Source organism: Paenibacillus barcinonensis (genome assembly GCF_003217495.1).
GTDB lineage: Bacteria > Bacillota > Bacilli > Paenibacillales > Paenibacillaceae > Paenibacillus > Paenibacillus barcinonensis.
Genome location: NZ_QJSW01000006.1, coordinates 75322 through 94954, shown reverse-complemented (window position 1 = coordinate 94954; position 19633 = coordinate 75322). Strand labels below are relative to the sequence as shown.

Below are 19633 nucleotides of genomic sequence, written 5' to 3'. Positions count from 1 at the left end.
GAAATGGGGAACTTATGATATGAAATTGGCTAAAAATTCTGCGCTTGCACTTATCTTCACGATGGCACTTGTTGTTTCTGGCTGCGGGCAAAAAGCCCCGGCCGCTGAGCCGGCTCAATCTACAGCAACATCAACTCCGGCGGCGACGGAGCAAAAATTGGATGTGCAGGTCAGCTTCTATCCAATGTATGAATTTACGAAAAACGTAGCAGGTGATCTGGCAGATGTCCATACGCTTGTTCCTGCAGGCATGGAGCCGCATGACTGGGAGCCAACTCCTCAGGATATTGCCAGCATCGAAAAGGCAGATGTGCTGGTTTACAACGGAGCAGGCATGGAATCCTGGATTGATCAGGTCAAGGACAGTCTGAGCAGCAGCAAACTGATACAGGTTGAGGCAAGTCAAGGCATCAGCATTCGTGAGGGCGGGGAAGAAGAGGAACATGAGCATGAGACTGATGCTGCTGCGAAGGATGGCCACGACCATGCAGAAGCCGGTAGTGAAGGCCATGACCATGATCATGGCGGACTTGATCCGCATGTATGGCTATCTCCCGCGCTGGCGGTGAAAGAGGTTCGTAACATTGAAGCGGGCCTGGCGAAGGCTGCACCTCAGCATGCAGATCAGTTCAAACAGAATGCGGATGCATATGTTGCCAAGCTGGAAGCGCTGGATAAGGATTTCAAAACGGCTGTAAAAGATAGCAAACGTAAGGACTTCATCACACAGCATGCGGCTTTTGCATATTTGGCACAGGAGTACGGTCTCCAGCAAGTACCGATTGCCGGGTTGTCTCCCGAGCAGGAGCCATCCGCAGCACAGATGGCATCCGTGATTGATTTTGCCAAGGAACACAAGGTAAAAACGATCTTCTTCGAAACGCTGGTCTCCTCCAAAGTATCCGATACGATTGCGCAGGAGGTTGGAGCTAAAACCGCTGTGTTAAATCCGATTGAAGGTCTGACCGAGGATGAAGTCAAAGCAGGCAAGGACTACATCAGTGTCATGAGAGAAAATATGGAGGCGCTGAAGCTGGCGCTAAACGAATAACAGGAAGCTTTCAATTTGAAGCACCAGAGCGAAAAGGGTACAATATAACAACATGCTAAGGAATGAACGTGATCATTTCCTTTGCCTTTTGCGAAGCAGAGAGCACAGTGATGTGCTCTCTTTCGCTTGAGATGACCGGATGAAGCAGAACAGGAGGATAAGATGAAATTGCATGAACAATATGAAGAGCAGGAAGTGCTGTTAAGTGAACAGCCCGCCCATCTGTGGAGAAGACGCAAGCAGGAATTGATGCAATGGACAGAGAGGCATAAACAGGTTGTATCCCCCAAACAGACAGCGATCTGGAACGGGGTTGAGGTTGATACAGAGTTAGTCTCTACGCTGAGCTTGCTGTTTAAAGCGGGTGTGCAGACGGAGTTTTCGTGTGCCGGTGTCAGTCCACTGGATGAACCTGTGGATCATTCTTTGTATGCTTATGTGACGCTGATACATAGCACGGCATCCGAGCAGTTCGTGACATACGCACTGGAGCGCATGAAGAACCGATTATTGGTGACGTATGAGCCAGGGCGTGGGCGATACGATCTTTCCTCTTTTTTCATCGGGCATAATCGCAGCTTCTGCTGGTGGATGGAACGATGTGCGCTGGATTTCAAAAGACGAAACGATGCAGGGGAAGTGCACGTAGTATAATGGGATAGGCTCGCTTATTTGAAGGCAAGGAGGTCTAAACAGGATGAACAAGTGGCTCAAAACGATCCTTTTTCTGATGGCCTCTGTATTTCTGACCCGGATGATCCCGTTCTCGTCCTTATTTCGTAATCTGGATACGATGATTCATGAGTTCGCGCATGCGTTAATGACATTGGTGTTGTCCGGCAAGGTGCTGCGGATTGAATTGTATGCGGATCATAGTGGTGTAACGTATTCATCCATGCTGACACCAGGGGGATCAATATTGGTTTCGCTTGCGGGATACATTGGAGCATCACTGTTTGCATGGTTATTGTTCTACCTGTATCGGAAAGGCCGGCACATGTGGGGACTGGGCTTAATGACGGCAGTGGCTCTTGTGTCATTGCTGTTATATGTCAGAGGGGAATTCGGCATGTTATGGTTGACCGGGTTTATTGCTCTTAATGTGGTCATCATGATTTTTTGGGTAAACTTCTCAAAGTATTATTATCTGCTGCTCGCCTTCATTACGCTGGAGGAGTCGGTGGTCAGCGCGATGTATATCGGCTGGACGTCCTGGACCCGTCCTTCTCAAGCTGGAGATGCAGCGAATCTGGCACAGCAAACCTTCCTACCCGCGCTGTTCTGGGGCACGCTGTTTGCTCTGTTTGCTTTATGGTGTGCAAGGGGAGCGCTCACACTTTTCTTCCGCAAAGAAGGCACGGCAAATGCGCCGAAATCCCGCAGGCTAGACCGGGCATAATGTGAACAGGCTGCCATACCTGAACGCAAGGCACCTCCTTTTCAGGACAGAGAGGGGGTGTTTTTGCTTTTTCAATTCATTCGAGTGCTGCTTCATCTTAATCCCCGAGGTTATCCCACAATGCGTAAAAATAATAAATCTCCTCCATGATCGCTTGATCATCCTTCGCGGCAATACCGCCCTGCATTCGTGCAAGTGCACCCAAAATATCATAGATGCTCTCGCGTTCCACACTGAACTGGATGCGATTGACGATGCGATCCCACGCCTGCATGGCATAATCGGCCTGAGCTTTGGCTTCCGACCACTGCTTGACCTGAACGTGCTTCTCCAATAGCTGTATAGATTCGAGTAACCGATCCTGCGTGCCCAAAGGCTTCTTCAGCAATGGTGCACTTATCATAACCGCAATAAATAGTAACAGCATGACAATGGGGATTGCATAGAGCAGCCATGATTGTTTTTTCATCTCCTACCCTCCTTGTTGGTCCTCATCAGTAGCTGCCTTTGCAGGTAGCTGATCCTTGTACAGATCAATATACAGCTTGTCATTGGGTAAAATGGCGGCAAAGGCGATGTCCTGAACCGTCAGATTTTGTTTTTTCAATTGCTCGGTTAACCATTGGCTGCTTTTGTTTCGCTGTGCCAGATTTTGCTTCATCAGAACGCCATCCACAATTAGCTCCGTCATGAGCTTCTGAGGCGGTGGGTGTATGTTCATGTCACCTGCAGTGACGGGCTGCTGCTCCGGCTTCAGTGCAATGGACAGGGTGCCGTCTGGTTCCAGAATGCCATAGTTGACGGTGGTCAGGTCAAATACATCCTTTTGCCGCAGCATCATCGTGAGTTCCTCGAATTTCACTCGCATTTTGCTCAGGTTTTGCTCCAAAATCTTGCCGTTCTGAATAATCAGGGTGGGATCAGAGTCCATAATGTTGGAGAGGGCACGACTCTTGAGTGTGATGTATTGAAACAGGATGGTGATTAGCGTAAATATGGTCAGTGCGACAAAATGAATCCAGGCCTTGGACGACAAATCGGTTGCAAACGTGCCTGCAATGGAACCGATCGTAATGCCGTTAATATAGTCAAAATAGGTCAGGTTGCCCATCTGCTGTTTTCCCAGCACCCTCGTATAGATGATTAAGGTGAGAAAAGCGATAATCGCTCGCACGGCAACAACCGTTGTTTCCTCCATCATGTACAGCTCACCGTCCTTTACATCCACAATCCTTGCCCACAAGCAGGCAACTTATTCCTTATGCTCCAGACGGCAAACGCGAAAAAACCGAAGCCCATGATGCAATCATAAGCTTCGGTTCGAGATACTAATATATAGGCGATCAGTCCAGTAAGGTAAAGCTTCTGTGAAAAAGAGTTTATACACCTGAATACGCCATGAATCCGCCGTCTACAGGTACAACGATACCTGTCACAAAGCCGGACTGCTGCTCATCTGCCAGCCACATTAATGTACCAAGCAGATCCTCCGGTTTACCGAAGCGGCGCATCGGCGTGTGTGCGATAATTTTGCTGGAGCGCTCTGTAGGTGAGCCATCCGGCTGCAGGAGCAGATTGCGATTCTGTTCGGTCAGGAAGAAGCCGGGAGCAATAGCATTCACACGTATGCCAGACTCCGCCAGATGCACCGCAAGCCACTGCGTAAAATTGTTAATGGCTGCTTTCGCGGCGCTGTACGCAGGCACCTTGGTCATAGGCGAAGGGGCGCTCATCGACGATATATTGATAACCGTGGCCGGAGCATCGCGTTCAATCATCTGTTTGGCAAAAATCTGAGTAGGGATGAGGGAGCCGACAAAGTTCAGATCCATGACCTGACGAAAGCCATCCACACTAACATCAAAGAAGGTCGTTACATCCGGGTTGCCCAGATCCTCGGGTTTAAAAATTTCATTCGTTGTATTGGCGCTTGCATGATTGCCACCCGCACCGTTAATCAAAATGTCACACGGGCCGAGTTGTTCGCGAACGATATCTGCCGCTGCCTGCACACTGTCAGCCTGGGTTACATCACATGCAACAGCAATGGCACGACCGCCTGCCTGCTCAATAGAAGTAACCACTTCCTGCCCTTTGGATACGGTGCGGTTGAGAATGGCAATATGTGCACCATGTCTCGCGAGCTCTTCAGCCATCGCCCGGCATAATACACCTGCCCCCCCGGTAATGACAGCCGTCTTGCCCTGTAGCCGGGAAGTGCGTTCAGGTTGAGAGATGGAGCTATGTTCATTCGTACTCATGCGTTTGACCTCCTTTGCAGCGAATCCCAGACACCCCAGAGATACATAATACCGAGCGCGCGGTCATACAGACCGTAGCCAGGTCTGCATTGTTCTCCCCATAGATGTCGTCCATGGTCAGGTCTTGCATATCCTTCAAAGCCAATATCGTGGTAGGCCTCCACAACTCCTGCGATATCTACACTGCCATCCTGACTCCGGTGAGACGTTTCAATAAAGTCTCCATTGTCATAGACCTTCACATTACGAATGTGGGCAAACGGGATACGGTCTTTGAACTCATGAATCATCGCAATAATATCATTGTCTGGATTGGCTCCGAGTGAACCGCTACACAGGGTCACGCTGTTGGCAGGGCTGTCATACAGCTTCAGGTATCTGCGAACATTGTCCTGATTGATAATGATTTTAGGGAGACCGAAGATTGGCCAAGGCGGATCATCCGGGTGGATTGCCATTCGAATGCCAAGGCGTTCAGCAGTCGGGATGATCTCTTGCAGGAAATATCGGGCGTTCTCCCACATATTCTCGACCGTTACATCTTTATAGGCTTCAAACAAGCCTGTGAGATACTGCAGTCGTTCCGGTTCCCAGCCCGGCATCGTCAGGGCAGAGTTTTCAGTGATTCTGCGAACAAGCTCCAGCGGTTCAATGTTATGCAGCTTGCTGCTCTCGTAGAAGAGGGCTGTTGACCCGTCCTCCATCTCCTTATGCAAGTCGGTACGAAGCCAGTCAAAGATCGGCATGAAATTGTAACAGATGACTTTGACACCAACCTCAGCAAGCTTCTCCATCGTTTTAATGTAATTGGCAATGTACTTGTCCCGGGAAGGCAATCCAAGCTTGATATCCTCATGAATATTAACGCTCTCTACAACGTCCAGGTGCAGCCCGGCTTTGTCCGCAGCTGCCTTGACAGCGAGTATTTTGTCCATCGGCCACTCATCCCCGGCGGGAACATCATGTAGCGCCCATACGATCCCTTCAACTCCAGGGATTTGCCGGATGTGATCCAGTGAAACTGTGTCATTGCCTTCGCCAAACCAGCGAAAAACCATCTTCATTCCCATTCACCTCATCCTGATTTAGTGGAAGCTTCAGTAAACCTTGCGATCTGGAGCCAGTAAGTGTTATTGAAAATAGGAAGCATATGTATCCCGAAGCATAGCTAGGTCCGTTACGGTCAGGTTAAGGTGCTCCCGTGCCAGACGTTCTGCTTGGTCCGCATCTTGCTGTTGAATCGCTCGAACCATGGAACTGTGTTGCTCAATCAGGTGATCCCAATGATGGTCCGAGGACAGACGAAGCATACGGCTTCGATTCAAATGTACACTCATCTGCTCAATCACTGTCCAGGTTTTGCTTTTGTTACAGCCTGCAAAGAGAGTGCTATGGAACTCCTCGTCCAGTTGAAACATACGCCGATCATCCGGTTCCTTCATGCATTGCTGCTGGAGTGTAAGATTTTGTTCAAGAGCTGACATCTGCTCTGCTGGGAAGTGTGCACACGCCAGACGAATGACCGATCGTTCAAGATGCTCGCGCATGAATCTGGCTTCTTCAACCAGATCAACATGAATGAGGGAAACATACGTACCGCGCTGTGGATAGACTTCCAGTAAACCTTCCTGGGCCAGTCGGACAAAGCTTTCGCGGACAGGCGTTCGGCTGACCTGAAAGCCCAGCGAAATTTCCTTCTCCGATATGGCTGTACCCGGAGGCAGTTCCAGACTCAAAATCTGTTGTTTCAGCGTGTCATATACAAGATCTCGCGTCGAGTAGGACTGCTTGTTTAGCGCCGACAGGGGACTTGTTATGGGCGGCAAAGCGGCTTTGGTTGACAACTTTGGGATTTGATCCACAACTTCAACTCCTTCATTGCCATACTACCATACAAGTATGGCGGGATGGAAGCGTTTTATTTTGATGGAGCTGTATGGTGAGTAAAAATTAATGCCAGAAGAACACGCTTGCGATTAAGTCAGATGAGTACTATTATTAGAGCATTAGGTTTAAATGTTTAAACCAATAAAATACAGATCAACCTTAACAATAAATCACAATGAGATAGATGAGGTGCAAGCATGAGCCAGAAAGCGATATCCATATTCCAGACCTGCATACCTTTATTTCAGGTGCTAAGCGACAACCATCGTCAGTCGATCTTGCTGATGCTTAGCGAAAAAGGCAAGATGACGGTCAATGAAATTACAGAACAGTCCAGTCTGTCTCGTCCAGCCATATCCCATCATTTGAAGTTGCTGCTGGAGAAGGGCCTGATTTCGGTGGAACAGAAGGGCACACAGCGTTACTATTCCGCTTCCCTGCACGCTTCGGTCGACCTGTTGAAGCAGCTCGTTGTTGCGTTAGAAGAGGAGTGCTTGTGAAAAAAAGCAGGGTTCGACGATGTAGGCTAATGAAGAACATGCAGGGCATGCGCTAAAGGTTCGTAAGTTTAAACGTTTCATCACTAAAGCCCAATAAGGAGTGGAGTAGTTATGACATTGTTACAGGAATTGAGTCATGAAGATGTTCAAGTGATTTTGGACAAACAACAGGCGTTTTTTCGTTCAGGTGCCACACGTTCGGCTGATGTGAGAATAGAGCGGCTGACCCGGCTGAAGCAGGCGATACAGAACTACGAACCGAGACTAACCGAGGCGCTCTATCAAGACCTGGGCAAAAGTGAATTCGAGTCCTATACCACGGAGATTGGCTTTATGCTGGATAGCATCACTCACACCATTCGCAAGATTAAAAAGTGGGTAAAGCCTGCTAAAGTGAAAACTCAAATGGCACTGCTGGGTTCCAAAAGCTACATCATTCCTGAGCCTTACGGTGCAATTCTGATTATAGGGCCATTCAATTATCCGTTCCAGCTTCTCATCGAACCTCTCGTTGGTGCGATTGCTGCTGGCAATACGGCGGTGCTCAAGGCGTCCGAGAACACCCCTGCCGTATCCGCTGTGGTACGTGAGCTAATCGGTGAGGTGTTCGAACCAGAATATGTGCAGGTTGTCGAAGGGGCCAAGGACACAACGACAGCGCTGATTCATGCGCCGTTTGATTATATTTTTTTCACAGGCAGTGTGCCTGTAGGCAAAATTGTGATGCAGGCTGCCGCCAAAAACCTTGTGCCTGTCACGTTGGAGCTTGGCGGCAAAAGTCCTGTCATCGTCGATGAACAGGCTGATATTCAAGTGGCGGCCGAGCGCATTATCTGGGGCAAGCTGCTTAACACAGGGCAAACCTGCATCGCACCCGATTATTTGCTGGTGCATAAGCGTGTAAAAGAGCCCTTGATTAAAGCCATGAAAGAGGTGATCGTCACCTTCTTTGGAACGGATATTCAGCATAATAAGGATTACGGACGCATTGTCAACCAATCACATTTTAACCGACTGACCACACTGATTGAACGAGATCGCGAGAAGGTGATCTATGGCGGGGCTTCGGATGAGGAGGATCGTTTTATCGAGCCAACCCTGATCGACGCGGAGTCGTGGGATGCAGCCACGATGGAGGACGAGATTTTTGGCCCGATTTTGCCGATCATCAGTTATGATCATCTGGAAGAGGCTATAGCCCAAATTGTGAAGCGACCCAAGCCACTTGCTTTGTATTTGTTCACTTCCGATCCGTCGGTTCAGGATAAAGTGTTAACCGAGGTTTCCTTTGGCGGTGGCTGCATTAATGATACGATCACACATGTGGCCAATCCACGTCTGCCATTTGGAGGAGTCGGACATTCAGGTGTCGGCTCGTACCATGGGCGTTACAGCTTTGAAACCTTTTCGCATATGAAGAGTATTTTGAAAAAAAGCACCAAGCTTAACCCGCCTGTGCTGTACCCGCCGTATGAAAACAAGCTGAAGCTGATCAAACGTTTGCTGAAATAACAGCTCTTATAGATATGAAGTGTAGCTGTATGACAACAAAGCAACGTCATCTGAAAACAGCCTGCTGCTGGATTTATTCCAGAGCGGGCTGTTCCTGTCTGTACCGGGAGGGGGACATGCCCGACCAGCGTTTGAATTGACGGCTGAAATGGGCAATGTCCTTGTAGCCGAGCATGACCGCAATATTTTGCACAGAGAGCTGGGGATTGCCTAACAGAACTTTGGCCTCATGCAGCACCATCTGGGATAATACCGCTCGAGGAGACTGGCCAAATACCTGCTTGAACACCCGATTGCAATGTGAAGGACTGATCCCCAGTTCAGCTGCAATATCATCAATACCATAGTGACTGTCGGGTTCGTGCCCTTGCTTGAATTGTTGACTCATCAGACCCTGGAGCCGAGTACGGATCATATGTGCCAATTCAATTCGCTCGTATCCGTCATTAAACGTCTGTGCCGCTTCCTGGGACACAGTCTCCCACAGATGCCCGAACAGTTCAAATACAGCAGATTGAAGCTGCATGCGCTGCACCATTGCACTGGCTGATTGATCATGAGCAGAGGACATCAGCTTGTGCAAGACGGGCTCGATCTGCCGGGTTACTGGGCTGTCTGCGCTGAACAAAACCTGCTTGATTCGAGCCAGAAGGGAAAGGAAGAGCTGATCATCAATGTCAAAATGCATGCAGAAGTAAGTAAAGCCCTGCCCGTTTCGGCTCTGACTGGAATGCACGCTTCCCGGCGGAATCAAGAGCAGTTCACCCGCATGTTGTACATATAATGTGCCGTTGATCGTCATGTACTGTACACCCTCTGTCACGTAGTTGAGCTCGTACTTCGGGTGCTCATGCGCGGGATAGTCCCAATCAGTCCCGACACTGCGCAGATGGATGGCGAACAGATTGACGGTTGTTTGCACATCTGGGTAAAAAACTTCGTGCACACTTTCTCCCAGTTCGGGAGGTAAATAGGTGGAAGACATCTGAATTCCTCCTTATGTATGTTCATATTCATACCTATATTTAGACGTGCGTCCTTACAGTTTGAAATGGTGTAACCGCTTTATATTTTAACATACTTCAGCTCGATTTGGGTAAATATTCGATTGATTTGAGCATGGTATGCACAAACAGTGCGTGATAGGATGGGGCTATTGAGAACGTATGCACATCTATTCCGAGAGGGGTTATGAAGAATGAGCACATCCAAATCTATTTTTTATAATGCACATCACGCGCCCATTGGTGCATTTGCCAGTTTCACGCTAGGGTACAAGGGGGCCAAAGGTGGGCTGGGTCTTGAACTCGGCAAGCCGGCAGACCAGAACGTATATATTGGATTACAAGCTCGTGATGGAGAGCATTATCAGGCTTTGCCTTTTTACGAGGCAAGTGAGGATGAGAGCAGCCGATATGATGTGGAGAAGCTTGATAACGTGAATCAGACAACGTATGGCTCAGGGGACCTTCCGCTAGTCTCTGCATTTCGGGATGAAGACATCACTCGTGAGTTCACTTCAGGCACAGATACGTGGAAAGCAGGTGATCTGGAATTCCGTATTTATTCACCTGTTCGTTCTGTTCCAGACCCGACAAGCGGCGATCGTGAGGCTCTTATGGATGCGCTGGTGCCAGCAGTATTGGTAGAGATGACCATCGACAACAGTCAAGGCACCAAGATGCGTAAAGGGTATTTCGGTTATCAAGGCAGTGATCCATATTCCGCAATGCGATTGATAGGTGGACCTGAGGGTGGATCATTGACAGGAGTTGGACAAGGCCGACTGACTGCGATTGTATCCAAAAATGAAGGTCTGTGGCCAGCGCGCGGCTTCACCCTGGAGAAAATTCTGGAGGAAAAGCACCGTGATAATCTGGCATTTGGTCTAGGGGCTACCTCTGTACTGCTGATGGAAGTGCCGCCAGGAGAGAAGCGCACGTTCCAGTTCGCAGTATGCTTCTATCGCGGCGGAATTGTAACAACCGGAATGGATACAACATATTGGTATACTCGTTATTTCTCAGACATTCTGGAGGCGGGCAAATATGCGCTGAACCGATTTGAGGCGTTGACTGCATCCTGTGCCGAGGTCGATCAGCGTCTTGGAACGGCAGCCCTTAGTGAGGAGCAATCCTTCATGCTGGCCCATTCCATTCACAGCTACTACGCCAGCACACAACTGCTAGAGGCCGATGGCGAGCCGCTATGGATTGTCAATGAAGGGGAATACCGCATGATGAATACGCTGGATCTGACGGCAGACCAGCTGTATTTTGAGCTTGCTCTCAATCCTTGGACGGTTCGCAACGAGCTGGAATGGTTTGTGAAGCGTTACAGTTATACAGATGAGGTGCGTTTCCCTGGAGAAGAGGAGCTGTATCCGGGCGGCATTACATTTACACATGACATCGGTATTGCGAATGTATTCTCTCGTCCAGGCCACTCGGCATATGAATTGGTCGGCATAGACGATTGCTTCTCTCAAATGAGCCACGAAGAACTGGTGAACTGGCTCTGCTGTGCAACAGTGTATATTGAGCAAACGAAGGATCGGGATTTCGTGCAGAAGACGCTGCCTGTTATTCAGGAGTGCTTCGCCAGCATGCTTAACCGTGATCACCCTGAAGCAGCGCAGCGTAACGGCTTGATGGGTCTCGATAGCAGCCGCACACAGGGCGGGGCAGAGATTACAACGTACGACAGTCTGGATGTGTCACTTGGACAATCCCGCAACAATATATATCTTGCCGGCAAATGCTGGGCTGTATATGTTGCTCTGGAGAAGCTGTTTGCAGCTGAGAAGCTGACAGAGCTGTCTCATCAGGCAGGCAAGCAGGCGGATCGTTGTGCAGCAAGTGTGGCGGCTCAGTTGACCGATGGTGGTTATATTCCGGCTGTCATTGCAGAAAATAACGATTCTCGTATTATTCCGGCCATCGAAGGTTTGGTATTCCCATACCTTACAGGCTGTGAAGCGGCACTGGATATTAACGGCCGATTCGGATCATATATGAAGGCGCTCCATACACATCTGCAAACGGTACTTGTACAGGGAACCTGTCTGTTTGAAGACGGAGGCTGGAAGCTGTCTTCCACAAGCAATAACTCCTGGCTGAGCAAAATCTATCTGTCCCAATTTATTACTCGTGAGATACTGGGCATGGAGTGGGATGAGACAGGTAAAGCTGCAGATGCTGCTCATGTGAAGTGGCTGCTTCACCCGGAAGAGTCCTACTGGTGCTGGAGTGATCAGATTTTGTCCGGTGTTGCGGTGGGCAGCAAATACTATCCACGCGGCGTAACCTCCATTCTGTGGCTGCTTGAAGGCAAAGGCAATCGTCTGGCAGAGATTTATGCAAGCAAGGAGGCTGTACGATGAGTCAAACCAACGTTCGATCTAATCTGTCTGGTCCCCAGTACGATGCTTGGCTGGGTTATCACGCTGCACTGCCTGGAGCGAACGGGGGTTTACACAAGGCTGCCCCTATCTGGAGCAAGCGAATTGAAGTGCAGGAACAGCATCATGTTATGGATACAGCACTGACTGAGCTCTCCCAAGGGCTTAGTAAGTTATACGGGGTCCAGCCCGAAATTATTAAAGCTCAGACGCAGGACGCGTTACACAACGAACGTATACCAGCTATCCGATTGGGAACTTTGGACGGGAGCCGTTTCGCAGCGGCCACTCTTACTGATTCCGAGCGTGCTGCTGTGCATGGTGAGGGATTCATCATTCGGGAAGATGAAGCACAACGTGAGCTGGTTATTAGTTCAGCAACACTACAAGGCGTTTTGTATGCAGTCTTTCATTTGCTTCGGGAGCTGACATTGAAGCCGGAGCGTGCTCAAACGGGCGCTGCGTCTGATGATATGAAGCACGGTAAACACAAGCGGATTGATATCACTGAGCAACCTGTGAACTCGTTGCGCATGATCAATCAGTGGGACAATGTGGACGGCAGTATTGAGCGTGGATATGCCGGGCGTTCTATTTTTTACGAGAACGGAGAGTTCACCCGGGATATAAAGCGAATTCGAGACTATGCACGGCTGCTTGCCTCCACCGGTATTAATGCGGTAGCAATCAACAATGTTAATGTTCACAGGAAAGAGAGCCTGTTTCTTGCCGAACGTTATCTTGGTGAGGTTGCAAAATTCGCCACTGCGTTCAGAGACTATGGCATTCGTTTATTTCTAAGTGCCAACTATGCGAGTCCGATTGAGGTAGGCGGGCTACAATCCGCTGATCCGCTCGATGAGCAGGTACGGGAATGGTGGAGCATTCAGACCGCGAAGGTATATGCTGCAATTCCCGATTTCGGTGGTTACTTGATCAAGGCCGACTCAGAAAATAGACCTGGCCCGTTCACCTATAATCGTGATCATGCAGAGGGTGCGAACATGCTGGCCGAAGCTCTTCGTCCGTTTGGCGGACTGGTCATCTGGCGGTGCTTTGTATACAACTGCAAGCAGGACTGGAGGGATCGTTCTACAGACCGTGCACGTGCTGCATATGATCACTTCAAGCCGTTAGACGGCCGGTTTGCGGATAACGTTATTTTGCAGATCAAAAATGGGCCGATGGATTTTCAGGTAAGGGAGGCTGTCTCACCTCTATTCGGAGGGATGGAAAATACCAACCAGGTCATTGAATTCCAGATCACACAGGAGTACACAGGACAGCAGCGACATCTGGCGTATCTTGTACCTCAGTGGAAGGAAGTGCTGGATTTCGACACATATGCCAAGGGTGAGGGCTCCGAGATTAAGCGTATTGCAGACGGCTCGTTGTATCGGCGTCCGTACAGTGGCTTCGCTGCTGTGTCCAATATTGGTGCTGATGCTTGCTGGACCGGTCATCCACTGGCTCAAGCCAATCTGTACGGATATGGCAGACTCGGATGGAATCCAGAGCTGTCGGCGGAGCAGATTGCAGATGAATGGGTGCGTTTAACATTTGGACATGATGAGCAGGTCGTTGAGCGGATTACAGGCATGCTGTTATGCTCACTGGATATCTATGAAAGCTATACCGCACCTCTCGGGGTCGGCTGGATGGTGAACCCTGATCATCACTATGGCCCGAATGTGGATGGATACGAGTATTCCAAGTGGGGAACGTATCATTTTGCCGACTGTCATGGAATTGGGGTTGATCGGACGGTAAAGAGCGGTACAGGATATACGTCACAATATCATGCTGAAAATGCGGCCAGATACGAATCATTGGAGACTTGTCCCGATGAATTAATTCTCTTTTTCCACCATGTGCCATATACACATGTGCTGCATTCCGGTAAAACGGTCATTCAGCATATCTATGACACTCATTTTGAAGGGGTAGAGCAGGCAGAAGCACTGGCCGAGACCTGGAAAGAGCTGGAGGGCAAAGTGGACCCGGTAATTTACAGCAAAGTGGCTACATTGCAGGCGGAGCAGGCAGAACATGCGAAGGAATGGCGGGATATGATCAACACCTACTTCTATCGTAAAAGTGGTATTCAGGATGAGCATGCTAGAACGATCTATTAATGGTTAATGGTACGCGGCGTTTTCTTTGAATCGAATAGACAGCATTGTCATGCATAAGGAGGAGAATACGCATGATTCGAAATGATCAGTATGAGTATGAGCTACCCGAAACGATGAAGGCCGCAGTGATGACTAATCCCGGACATATCATTATAGAGGAACAGCCTGTCCCTAGGCCCTCTGCTAACGAAGTGCTGGTGAAGGTCATGGCTGTAGGGGTCTGTGGATCAGATGTCCATTATTTTGAGCATGGTCGTATAGGCAGGTTTGTTGTAGAGAAGCCAATTATTCTAGGTCATGAATGCGCAGGCATCATTGCAGCAGTGGGAGAGCAGGTCTCTCGGCTGAAAACGGGGGATCGGGTTGCCATTGAGCCCGGAGTAACCTGTGGTCGATGCAGCGCTTGTAAAGAGGGACGTTACAATCTGTGTCCAGACGTTCAGTTTCTGGCAACTCCTCCGGTAGACGGCGCTTTTGTACAGTACATGGTCATACGCGAGGATATGGTTTTCCCTATCCCTGATCATCTGACATATGAGGAAGCGGCAATGAATGAACCTTTCTCTGTTGGTATTCACGCAGCCCGTCGCAGTAAACTGGCTCCAGGCACAACGCTGGCCATTATGGGTATGGGCCCTGTCGGGCTGATGGCTGTAGCGGCTGCGAAATCCTTCGGTGTGCGGACGATTATCGTAACCGATCTGGAAGAGGTTCGCCTTGAAGCTGCACGCAGGATGGGAGCTACACACACTGTAAATGTACGTCATGAGGATGCTCTGGCAGTTATTAAGCAAATCACGGGGGGCATCGGAGTGGATACCGCTTGGGAGACGGCGGGAAACCCGAAGGCCCTGCAGTCCGCTCTCTATTCTTTGCGCAGAGGTGGGAAGCTTGCCATTGTTGGTTTGCCCGCACAGGATGAGATTGCAATTAATGTACCATTTATTGCGGATAATGAAGTGGATATATACGGTATATTCCGTTACGCGAATACGTACCCTGCCGGGATTGCCTTTTTAAGTTCCGGACAGCATGATGTCATGTCATTGATTACGGATCGCTATTCGCTTGAGGAGACACAGCAGGCAATGGAGCGGGCACTGTATAACAAGAGTGGAAGTCTGAAAGTAATGGTTTACCCGAATGGGATGTAAAAATAGGATGGCCCTTGTGCACAAAGATGTACAGGGCCTTTTTATTAATCACGCCGATTTTTTTGTTTTTTCTGCTTTAAAAGCATGGACAACCTGCCAGCACATGGTATAATTCATGTTGATTTTAATATATAAATGAAAACACATGAACTATAGCATACACCTCTACAGGTGTTCAGAACATAGCGAAAGGAACTGAAGGTTGTGAGAACACATGAATTTATGATTCACGCGGATTTCCATCGGGATGAGTTGTTGTCGGTATCTTCTCAAGCGTCACGTTTTTCCTCAGAGATATCATTGTCGTATACGGAGTCAGATCATGAGCATCGTGTAGATGTGAAGAGTCTGCTTGGTATGGCACTGCTCCCACTTCGAAATGGCAGCATGGTCCGTCTGCAGACACGGGGAAGAGATGAATTGGAGGCGCTCGAGTACATGCTGCATGTACTGGAGAAAGGCTCAGCGTAACGTTGGATCAGATGAATAAACGCATGCATTATAAATTTTTTGTCTTTTCTTCAAATCTTACTGGTACTTCGTTAGAAAAAAGAGTATAATAAAATTTAGTTTGATTCTAGGGAGTACCCATATTAAAGGAGTGTAAATAGATTATGCCAAAAGTTGACATCCATCCTAAGACACAGCTCGTTATTTTCTACGATGCAAGTGCTGACTTCAAATTCCTTGCTTCTTCGACTAAATTCTCGAACGAAACAATGGAATGGGAAGACGGTAACACTTACCCTGTTATCCGTGTAGACACTAGTTCCGCATCCCACCCGTTCTTTACTGGTAAACAAAGAAACGTGGACATCGGCGGACGTGTTGACAAGTTCAACCGTAAATACAACCTCAAAAACTAGTTTGCCCATAGATCACACAAAAACCTTCGGAAGCTTAATTCCGAAGGTTTTTGTGTGATTAGTAATCCTTCCAACAAGCAGATATCAACCAATTATTGCGTTTTCAATCCTTACAGTTGTAAACTAGAGCATAGAGTTTAAACATATGAAGGAGGAAACAAAGATGAGCACCATAACACATATGGTAACGTTTACACTTTATGCAGGTAAAGACACAGCGGAAGCTGAAACTTTTTTGAAGGAAAGTAAGGAAGCGCTTGCGACTATCCCGGGTGTTGAAAACTTTCAAGTATTACGTCAGGTGAGTGTCAAGAACGAGTTTGATTACAGCTTTTCAATGGTTTTTGCGGATCAGGCTGCATATGACGCTTATAATGATCACCCGACGCATCGTCAATATGTTGCGGAGCGCTGGGAGAAGGAAGTTAGCCGTTTTCAGGAAATTGACCTGATTCACTACAGCGGTGAATAACAGCACTGCAGCGTGTTATGAAAGGATATCCTTTCATATATATATTCGTATGGCTTAATGACAAGCTGAGCCACTCGATGAAATGTAGGTAACATCGCCATATTCGAAACCGTTTTCCAGAAATGATTTGAATGCTTTTCATTGCACAAGGAGGTCGTATTTGAGATGCAACTGAACCTGTCGGGAAAAACGGCATTAGTGACCGGAGCAACCGGTCAACTGGGCAGAGTTATAGCACGTACGCTTGCTGCTTGTGGCGCCAATGTGGCTCTACATTACATAAGCAATACAACCAAGGCCGTGGAATTACAGCGTGAAATTGAAGCACTGGGCCGTCAAGCTGTCATTGTGCAAGGTGATATCACCAAACAGGATACTTCTTTTCGGATACGGGATGAAGTTGAGAGCAAGCTGGGCGGTGTTGATATCGTTGTGGCCAATGCGGTCATTCAATATGAGTGGACCAGTGTGCTGGAGCAAGCGCCCGAGGATTATGTGAGCCAGTTCGAATCCTGTGTGATGCAAAGTGTGTATCTGGCCAAAGCATTTATTCCGCATATGCAGCATATGCGATCAGGTCGTTTTATCGGCATTAATACCGAGTGTGCAATGCAAAATTTTGCACATCAATCTGCCTATACTGCCGGCAAGCGCGGCATGGACGGGGTATATCGGGTGTTAGCCAGGGAAGTCGGCGAATATCAGATTACGGTGAATCAGGTCGCTCCAGGCTGGACGATCAGTGAGCGTGATCGAACCAGCGGGGCCGGACATGATGAAGCGTACACTCAAACCGTGCCGCTGAAACGTAGAGGAGAGGATCAGGAAATTGCTAATGCCGTTGCTTTCCTGGCGTCCGATCTGGCTTCTTTTATTACAGGAGCATATATTCCTGTAAGCGGCGGCAATGTAATGCCAGCCATATAAATACTCGCTTGGCTTTGTTTGTAATGAATATTCCGTCTGCCCTGTGGGCAGGCGGTTTTTTTTTTCGGAACCGATAAGAATGAAGATTGTGTAAGCTGGTGGACTGTATAAATTATCCTGTTTGAATCTATACTGCGAAATCTCTGATTCAAATAATAGTCTTCTTATATTTGAATTGACATATGAAGTTGATTCGCTTCTAAATAATCCGGGGTATAAGAATAGGTATATTCACGGGATGGAAACCTAAGCTAAATAACGGATCAAGGAGTGAGCACACAAAATGAAAAAAACGATAGCGGATGTTCTTGTTGAAGCTTTATTAAACGCTGGGATTAAGCGGATATATGGTATTGTTGGAGACTCCTTGAATGCGGTGCTTGATTCTATACGCAGATCGGGCAAAATTGAATGGATTCATGTCAGGCATGAGGAAGTGGCCGCTTTTGCCGCAGGTGCTGATGCTCAGGTTAGTGGAAGCATTGCTGTATGTGCGGGCAGCAGTGGGCCGGGCAATATGCATTTGATTAACGGATTGTATGATTGCCACCGTAACCGTGTACCTGTACTAGCTATTGCGGCTCATATTCCGAGCGACGAGATTGGCAGTGAGTATTTTCAGGCGACTCATCCAGAATATCTTTTTCAGGAGTGCAGCCATTATTGTGAGGTAATTACAACCGCGAAGCAGATGCCACGTTCGGTCACGATGGCTATGCAGACTGCTGTTGCGCGTTCGGGTGTGTCTGTTATCGTGCTACCTGGAGATGTGGCGGGACTGGAAGCCGCCGATCTGCCTGTACCCGAGCATGTGTATCATGCGCCGCATCCAGTGGTACATCCGTCAGAGCCTGAGCTCGCGAAGCTGGCAGAATACCTGAATGAGGATAAAAAAATTACACTTCTTTGCGGAGCAGGCTGTGCTGGTGCACGTGAACCGCTGCTGGAGCTATGTGATCGTTTGAAAGCACCCATGGTTATTGCACTTCGAGGCAAAGAATATCTGGAATACGATAATCCGTATTCTGTAGGACTAACCGGACTGATCGGGTACTCTTCTGGTTATCATGCGATGATGGACTGTGATGTATTGCTTATGCTCGGAACCGATTTCCCATATCGTCAGTTCTATCCAGAGGATGCAACCGTGCTTCAGGTAGATATCCAAACCTCACATCTCGGTCGTCGTACCAAGCTGGATTATGGTGTATGCGGAGACGTGAAGGCAACACTTGAAGCGTTGCTTCCACATCTAACGGCTGAACATAGTGATAAACATCTACGCAAAAGTGTGAAGCATTACACCAAGGTCCGTGAGGAACTGGACGAGCTGGCTGTGGGTAAACCAGGCAAAAAACCGATTCATCCGCAGTATTTGACCAAAGTCATCAGTGACGCTGCTGCAGAGAATGCTATATTCACCTGTGATGTAGGTACTCCGACTGTATGGGCTGCACGTTATGTTGAGATGAGCCAGAGCCGTAGGTTGCTCGGTTCCTTCAATCATGGCACGATGGCAAATGCACTTCCACAGGCGATTGGTGCTCAGGTCGCCAATCCCGGAAGGCAGGTCATTTCGTTGTCAGGAGACGGAGGATTAGCGATGTTAATGGGCGATCTGCTCACGCTGAAGCAGCATAAGCTTCCGGTCAAGGTAGTGGTATTTAATAATGGCGCACTCAGCTTTGTAGAGCTGGAGATGAAAGCGGCTGGTTTCCTAGAGTCCGGCACGGAGCTTGTCAATCCAAACTTTGCTATGGTTGCACAGGCTATGGGAATCGAAGGGATACGGGTAGAAGATCCAGAAGAGCTGGAGGGAGCTATAGAACGTGCGTTACTGCACGATGGTCCGGTTCTGATTGACGCCGTTGTTAATCGTCAGGAGCTGTCCTTGCCGCCCAAAATCAATCTCAAGCAGGCTGAAGGATTCACATTGTGGATGATGAAGGCTGTGCTCAATGGACGCGGGGATGAATTGATCGAGCTGGCCAAAACAAATCTGTTTCGATAAGGCAGTTGATAAGATAGGGTTTGTTTTTAAACAAGTTGTTGATTAAAATAGGTGAAGT

At 48.5% G+C, this 19633-nt stretch carries 19 protein-coding genes; 13 read left to right on the top strand and 6 right to left on the bottom strand.

Going from position 1 to position 19633, the window contains the following annotated elements; translation table 11 throughout:
* Positions 1 to 19 precede the first annotated feature (19 nt).
* The 3 genes from DFQ00_RS11550 (at position 20) to DFQ00_RS11540 (ending at position 2450) form a co-directional block, all read left to right on the top strand.
* Positions 20 to 1051 (top strand): metal ABC transporter substrate-binding protein, encoded by a 1032-nt coding sequence (locus DFQ00_RS11550; RefSeq protein ID WP_110896874.1) that lies wholly within the window; start codon positions 20 to 22, stop codon positions 1049 to 1051.
* 162 nt (positions 1052 to 1213) lie between these two features.
* Positions 1214 to 1705: a hypothetical protein gene (locus tag DFQ00_RS11545; RefSeq protein ID WP_110896636.1), complete on the top strand. Its 492-nt coding sequence runs from the start codon at positions 1214 to 1216 to the stop codon at positions 1703 to 1705.
* A 43-nt stretch (positions 1706 to 1748) separates the two neighbouring features.
* Positions 1749 to 2450: a M50 family metallopeptidase gene (locus tag DFQ00_RS11540; RefSeq protein WP_110896635.1), complete on the top strand. Its 702-nt coding sequence runs from the start codon at positions 1749 to 1751 to the stop codon at positions 2448 to 2450.
* Between the two features lie 97 nt (positions 2451 to 2547).
* Here the strand turns inward: DFQ00_RS11540 and DFQ00_RS11535 are convergent, their stop codons facing one another.
* The 5 genes from DFQ00_RS11535 to DFQ00_RS11515 all read right to left on the bottom strand — a co-directional run bounded on the left by DFQ00_RS11535 (position 2548) and on the right by DFQ00_RS11515 (position 6516).
* Positions 2548 to 2919 carry a DUF4363 family protein gene (locus DFQ00_RS11535; RefSeq protein WP_110896634.1) on the bottom strand — a complete coding sequence of 124 codons (372 nt, stop codon included), beginning with the start codon at positions 2917 to 2919 and terminating at the stop codon, positions 2548 to 2550.
* Between the two features lie 3 nt (positions 2920 to 2922).
* Positions 2923 to 3678: a DUF421 domain-containing protein gene (locus DFQ00_RS11530; protein ID WP_244213801.1), complete on the bottom strand. Its 756-nt coding sequence runs from the start codon at positions 3676 to 3678 to the stop codon at positions 2923 to 2925.
* 151 nt (positions 3679 to 3829) lie between these two features.
* Entirely contained in the window at positions 3830 to 4711 is an 882-nt protein-coding gene (locus DFQ00_RS11525) for an SDR family oxidoreductase (protein ID WP_110896633.1), read from the bottom strand.
* The gene (uxuA, locus tag DFQ00_RS11520; protein ID WP_110896872.1) at positions 4708 to 5775 is read right to left on the bottom strand and encodes a mannonate dehydratase; all 1068 of its coding nucleotides are present in this window, start codon (positions 5773 to 5775) and stop codon (positions 4708 to 4710) included. Before uxuA ends, DFQ00_RS11525 begins: the two co-directional genes overlap by 4 nt.
* A gap of 66 nt (positions 5776 to 5841) precedes the next feature.
* Positions 5842 to 6516 carry a GntR family transcriptional regulator gene (locus tag DFQ00_RS11515; RefSeq protein WP_167433696.1) on the bottom strand — a complete coding sequence of 225 codons (675 nt, stop codon included), beginning with the start codon at positions 6514 to 6516 and terminating at the stop codon, positions 5842 to 5844.
* 279 nt (positions 6517 to 6795) lie between these two features.
* Between DFQ00_RS11515 and DFQ00_RS11510 the strand changes: the two genes are divergently transcribed.
* Both DFQ00_RS11510 and DFQ00_RS11505 read left to right on the top strand, forming a co-directional pair.
* The gene (locus tag DFQ00_RS11510) at positions 6796 to 7098 is read left to right on the top strand and encodes an ArsR/SmtB family transcription factor (protein WP_110896631.1); all 303 of its coding nucleotides are present in this window, start codon (positions 6796 to 6798) and stop codon (positions 7096 to 7098) included.
* A 111-nt stretch (positions 7099 to 7209) separates the two neighbouring features.
* Entirely contained in the window at positions 7210 to 8610 is a 1401-nt protein-coding gene (locus DFQ00_RS11505) for an aldehyde dehydrogenase (RefSeq protein ID WP_110896630.1), read from the top strand.
* 73 nt (positions 8611 to 8683) lie between these two features.
* Here DFQ00_RS11505 and DFQ00_RS11500 read toward each other — a convergent pair whose 3' ends face one another.
* Positions 8684 to 9595 (bottom strand): AraC family transcriptional regulator, encoded by a 912-nt coding sequence (locus DFQ00_RS11500; protein ID WP_110896629.1) that lies wholly within the window; start codon positions 9593 to 9595, stop codon positions 8684 to 8686.
* A 213-nt stretch (positions 9596 to 9808) separates the two neighbouring features.
* On the opposite strand from DFQ00_RS11500, the gene DFQ00_RS11495 reads away from it, so the two are divergent.
* The 8 genes from DFQ00_RS11495 to poxB all read left to right on the top strand — a co-directional run bounded on the left by DFQ00_RS11495 (position 9809) and on the right by poxB (position 19575).
* The gene (locus tag DFQ00_RS11495; protein ID WP_110896628.1) at positions 9809 to 11992 is read left to right on the top strand and encodes a glycoside hydrolase family 52 protein; all 2184 of its coding nucleotides are present in this window, start codon (positions 9809 to 9811) and stop codon (positions 11990 to 11992) included.
* A complete protein-coding gene (locus DFQ00_RS11490; protein WP_110896627.1) occupies positions 11989 to 14145 on the top strand; it encodes an alpha-glucuronidase family glycosyl hydrolase in 2157 nt (718 codons plus the stop codon). The genes DFQ00_RS11495 and DFQ00_RS11490 overlap by 4 nt, the downstream gene beginning before the upstream one ends.
* Before the next feature lie 71 nt (positions 14146 to 14216).
* Positions 14217 to 15299, top strand: coding sequence for an NAD(P)-dependent alcohol dehydrogenase (locus DFQ00_RS11485; protein WP_110896626.1), 1083 nt, complete (start codon positions 14217 to 14219; stop codon positions 15297 to 15299).
* 204 nt (positions 15300 to 15503) lie between these two features.
* Positions 15504 to 15770, top strand: a complete 267-nt coding sequence (locus DFQ00_RS11480) for an HPr family phosphocarrier protein (protein WP_244213800.1) — start codon at positions 15504 to 15506, stop codon at positions 15768 to 15770.
* A 143-nt stretch (positions 15771 to 15913) separates the two neighbouring features.
* A complete protein-coding gene (locus DFQ00_RS11475; protein ID WP_090916418.1) occupies positions 15914 to 16165 on the top strand; it encodes a type B 50S ribosomal protein L31 in 252 nt (83 codons plus the stop codon).
* A 163-nt stretch (positions 16166 to 16328) separates the two neighbouring features.
* Complete coding sequence (locus tag DFQ00_RS11470) at positions 16329 to 16637, top strand: Dabb family protein (RefSeq protein WP_110896625.1); 309 nt, start codon at positions 16329 to 16331, stop codon at positions 16635 to 16637.
* Between the two features lie 165 nt (positions 16638 to 16802).
* Positions 16803 to 17564 carry an SDR family NAD(P)-dependent oxidoreductase gene (locus DFQ00_RS11465; RefSeq protein WP_110896624.1) on the top strand — a complete coding sequence of 254 codons (762 nt, stop codon included), beginning with the start codon at positions 16803 to 16805 and terminating at the stop codon, positions 17562 to 17564.
* Positions 17565 to 17847: 283 nt separating this feature from the next.
* Positions 17848 to 19575, top strand: a complete 1728-nt coding sequence (gene poxB / locus DFQ00_RS11460; protein ID WP_110896623.1) for a ubiquinone-dependent pyruvate dehydrogenase — start codon at positions 17848 to 17850, stop codon at positions 19573 to 19575.
* The last annotated feature ends 58 nt before the right edge of the window (positions 19576 to 19633 follow it).

What these genes read in the sequence shown, in the direction of transcription:
- DFQ00_RS11510 (WP_110896631.1), top strand. Translation starts at nt 6,796, where the DNA reads ATGAGCCAGAAAGCGATATCCATATTCCAGACCTGCATACCTTTATTT.
- DFQ00_RS11525 (WP_110896633.1), bottom strand. Translation starts at nt 4,711, where the DNA reads ATGAGTACGAATGAACATAGCTCCATCTCTCAACCTGAACGCACTTCC.
- DFQ00_RS11470 (WP_110896625.1), top strand. Translation starts at nt 16,329, where the DNA reads ATGAGCACCATAACACATATGGTAACGTTTACACTTTATGCAGGTAAA.
- DFQ00_RS11550 (WP_110896874.1), top strand. Translation starts at nt 20, where the DNA reads ATGAAATTGGCTAAAAATTCTGCGCTTGCACTTATCTTCACGATGGCA.
- DFQ00_RS11540 (WP_110896635.1), top strand. Translation starts at nt 1,749, where the DNA reads ATGAACAAGTGGCTCAAAACGATCCTTTTTCTGATGGCCTCTGTATTT.
- DFQ00_RS11485 (WP_110896626.1), top strand. Translation starts at nt 14,217, where the DNA reads ATGATTCGAAATGATCAGTATGAGTATGAGCTACCCGAAACGATGAAG.
- poxB (WP_110896623.1), top strand. Translation starts at nt 17,848, where the DNA reads ATGAAAAAAACGATAGCGGATGTTCTTGTTGAAGCTTTATTAAACGCT.
- DFQ00_RS11490 (WP_110896627.1), top strand. Translation starts at nt 11,989, where the DNA reads ATGAGTCAAACCAACGTTCGATCTAATCTGTCTGGTCCCCAGTACGAT.
- DFQ00_RS11545 (WP_110896636.1), top strand. Translation starts at nt 1,214, where the DNA reads ATGAAATTGCATGAACAATATGAAGAGCAGGAAGTGCTGTTAAGTGAA.
- DFQ00_RS11535 (WP_110896634.1), bottom strand. Translation starts at nt 2,919, where the DNA reads ATGAAAAAACAATCATGGCTGCTCTATGCAATCCCCATTGTCATGCTG.
- uxuA (WP_110896872.1), bottom strand. Translation starts at nt 5,775, where the DNA reads ATGAAGATGGTTTTTCGCTGGTTTGGCGAAGGCAATGACACAGTTTCA.
- DFQ00_RS11465 (WP_110896624.1), top strand. Translation starts at nt 16,803, where the DNA reads ATGCAACTGAACCTGTCGGGAAAAACGGCATTAGTGACCGGAGCAACC.
- DFQ00_RS11475 (WP_090916418.1), top strand. Translation starts at nt 15,914, where the DNA reads ATGCCAAAAGTTGACATCCATCCTAAGACACAGCTCGTTATTTTCTAC.
- DFQ00_RS11495 (WP_110896628.1), top strand. Translation starts at nt 9,809, where the DNA reads ATGAGCACATCCAAATCTATTTTTTATAATGCACATCACGCGCCCATT.
- DFQ00_RS11505 (WP_110896630.1), top strand. Translation starts at nt 7,210, where the DNA reads ATGACATTGTTACAGGAATTGAGTCATGAAGATGTTCAAGTGATTTTG.
- DFQ00_RS11500 (WP_110896629.1), bottom strand. Translation starts at nt 9,595, where the DNA reads ATGTCTTCCACCTATTTACCTCCCGAACTGGGAGAAAGTGTGCACGAA.